Source organism: Streptococcus mitis (genome assembly GCF_001074635.1).
Classification (GTDB): domain Bacteria; phylum Bacillota; class Bacilli; order Lactobacillales; family Streptococcaceae; genus Streptococcus; species Streptococcus mitis_E.
Genome location: NZ_JUQO01000211.1, coordinates 1 through 3164, shown reverse-complemented (window position 1 = coordinate 3164; position 3164 = coordinate 1). Strand labels below are relative to the sequence as shown.

At 41.6% G+C, this 3164-nt stretch carries 2 protein-coding genes; one reads left to right on the top strand and one right to left on the bottom strand.

Going from position 1 to position 3164, the window contains the following annotated elements; all coding sequences use genetic code 11:
* Positions 1 to 56: 56 nt before the first annotated feature.
* A complete protein-coding gene (locus tag ADI58_RS08920; protein ID WP_049522307.1) occupies positions 57 to 1688 on the bottom strand; it encodes a Na/Pi cotransporter family protein in 1632 nt (543 codons plus the stop codon).
* A gap of 239 nt (positions 1689 to 1927) precedes the next feature.
* On the opposite strand from ADI58_RS08920, the gene ADI58_RS08915 reads away from it, so the two are divergent.
* Positions 1928 to 3124, top strand: coding sequence for a phosphoglycerate kinase (locus tag ADI58_RS08915; RefSeq protein ID WP_001096743.1), 1197 nt, complete (start codon positions 1928 to 1930; stop codon positions 3122 to 3124).
* Positions 3125 to 3164: the final 40 nt, after the last annotated feature.

The window sequence follows — 3164 nt, the reverse complement described above, 5'->3', positions numbered from 1 at the left end:
TACTTGAGTACGGCAAGGCGACGTTGACGTGGTTTGAATTTGATTTTCGAAGAGCATTAGATTTGTTCAGCGATGACTTTTTCAGCCAGATTCATAGCATGGTCTGATACACGAGTGTAGTGGGAAACAATATCGATAAAGTTGACCCCAGCTTGTGTTGAACACTCGCCCTTGTTGAGGCGTTTGATGTGGGTCTTTCTGAGAACACGCTCCATATTGTTGATTTCTTTATGGCGTTCAATCAGACTTTGAGCTTTTTCAATATCATTGTTTTCCACGCTATCAAGGGCATCCTTGATAAAGCCAGTGGTTTTTTGATAGATATCAGCCAATTCCTGTAAAGCAGCTTCAGAGAACTCGACATTTTTACGTTGAAGGTAGTCAGTCAGATTGATTAGTGCTTCTGCGTGATCCCCAATTCTTTCCAAATCGCGGGATGAATCAAGGATGTTGGTCAGCACTTCACTTTCTTTCTGGCTAAGGGCTTCACTTGAAAGGGTAATCAGGTAACGAGTCAATTTTTCATCAATGGTATTGATGGCTTCTTCTGTCTTGTGGCCTTTTTCAGCAACTTTTTCATTGAGGCCAATGATGTAGTTGTATGAAAGGTCAAAGGCTTTAGAAGCATAATTTCCCAAGTGAAGGAGTTCTTTTTTGGCATTTCCGAGAGCGATTGATGGTGCTTGTTTAATCAAATGCTCATCAAGATAAAGTGGCTCGTACTTGACAACTTCATCTTCACCAGGGATGAGCTTGGTTACAAAGTAGGCCAAGGCTCCGATGAATGGAAATTGTACAATGGTGTTACTTACGTTAAAGGCACCATGAGAGAAGGCGATGGTCATCTCAGGTGAGAGGTGAAGGAGTGCCTGGAAGTACTCAATCATAGACGTAAATGGACCTAATAAGATTAAGCAAAGAATAGTCCCTAAAACGTTAAAGGTAACATGGGTTGCAGCAACGCGTTTCGCAGAGACATTGGCTCCAGCTGCCGCGATGATAACTGTTAGGGTTGTCCCGATATTATCCCCGAAGAGAACCGGTAGAGAACCTTTAAGGTCAAGGAATCCACCTGCATAGAGCCCTTGTAAAATCCCGATTGTCGCAGAAGAAGCTTGGATGAGGACGGTAATCACTGCACCGGCAAAAACTCCCAACACAGGATTTTGTCCCAAGGTTACCATGTATTCCTTGAATTGTGGTAAATCTTTAAGAGGACTCATACCGGCACTGATGAGGTTGAGGGCGTAGAAGATTCCCCCTACACCAAACAGGATGCGCCCGATATTGTTTGCTGTTCTATTTTTGGTAAAGAAGAGGAACATGGTTCCAAGGAAAATCAGGGGTAAAGCATACTCACCAAGCTTGAAACCGATGATAAAGGAAGTAACTGTGGTTCCGATGTTGGCTCCCATGATAATTCCGATAGCCTGTCTAAGAGTTAGAAGACTAGCACTGACCAGTCCAACCGTGATAACTGTAACACCTGTACTTGACTGAATCAGGGCAGTAACGACAATTCCGACTAGAACACCTAAAAAGGGATTGCTAGTGTACTTGTCAATGTAAAAACGAAGGCGATCTCCAGCAGCTTGTTGCAAACCGTCTCCCATGGTCTTGATACTATATAAGAATAGTCCCAGACCACCTAAAAAGTGAAATAAAATTTCCTGCCAATTAATGGACATTTCTTTTTCCTCCGAAAAATAATAACGGAATTTCTCCTATTCTATTTTAAAGGATAAAAGTAAATCTAACAAGTGTTAAGCTAAGATTTTAGAAAGAAAATTCGTTAGAAAAAGCAAAAATAATATACTCTAGCATGCCACAAAGATTAAATATCGAAAAATCTTGTGAAATCTTTCCTTATATTTCCAAAGTGTGATATAATAGTTTCGAATAAAATAAATAAAGGGGTTTTTGTAACATGGCAAAACTTACTGTTAAAGACGTTGACTTGAAAGGTAAAAAAGTCCTCGTTCGTGTTGACTTCAATGTACCATTGAAAGATGGCGTAATCACTAACGACAACCGTATCACAGCAGCTCTTCCAACTATTAAGTACATCATCGAACAAGGTGGACGTGCAATTCTTTTCTCTCACCTTGGACGTGTGAAAGAAGAAGCTGATAAAGCTGGTAAATCACTTGCTCCTGTAGCGGCAGACTTGGCAGCAAAACTTGGTCAAGATGTTGTTTTCCCAGGTGTAACTCGTGGTGCTGAATTGGAAGCAGCTATCAACGCTCTTGAAGATGGACAAGTTCTCTTGGTTGAAAACACTCGTTACGAAGATGTTGACGGCAAAAAAGAATCTAAAAACGATCCTGAACTTGGTAAATACTGGGCATCACTTGGAGATGGTATCTTCGTAAACGATGCATTCGGTACAGCTCACCGTGCACACGCATCTAACGTTGGTATCTCAGCAAACGTTGAAAAAGCAGTTGCTGGTTTCCTTCTTGAAAACGAAATTGCCTACATCCAAGAAGCAGTTGAAACTCCAGAACGTCCATTCGTAGCTATCCTTGGTGGTTCAAAAGTTTCAGACAAGATTGGTGTTATCGAAAACTTGCTTGAAAAAGCTGACAAAGTCCTTATCGGTGGTGGTATGACTTACACATTCTACAAAGCACAAGGTATCGAAATCGGTAACTCACTTGTAGAAGAAGACAAATTGGATGTTGCGAAAGCTCTTCTTGAAAAAGCAAACGGTAAATTGATCTTGCCAGTTGACTCAAAAGAAGCTAACGCATTTGCTGGCTACACTGAAGTGCGTGACACTGAAGGTGAAGCAGTTTCTGAAGGCTTCCTTGGCCTTGATATCGGTCCAAAATCTATCGCTAAATTTGACGAAGCTTTGACTGGTGCCAAAACAGTTGTATGGAACGGACCTATGGGTGTGTTTGAAAACCCAGACTTCCAAGCTGGAACAATTGGTGTGATGGACGCTATCGTGAAACAACCAGGAGTTAAATCAATCATTGGTGGTGGTGACTCAGCTGCCGCAGCGATCAACCTTGGTCGCGCAGACAAATTCTCATGGATCTCTACTGGTGGTGGAGCATCAATGGAACTTCTTGAAGGTAAAGTTCTTCCAGGACTTGCAGCCTTGACAGAAAAATAAGATTTTATAAATAAATCAAAGAAGAGAGGGATGAAAGTTC

Coding starts and splice junctions, on each gene's coding strand:
- ADI58_RS08920 (WP_049522307.1), bottom strand. CDS start 1,688: ATGTCCATTAATTGGCAGGAAATTTTATTTCACTTTTTAGGTGGTCTG.
- ADI58_RS08915 (WP_001096743.1), top strand. CDS start 1,928: ATGGCAAAACTTACTGTTAAAGACGTTGACTTGAAAGGTAAAAAAGTC.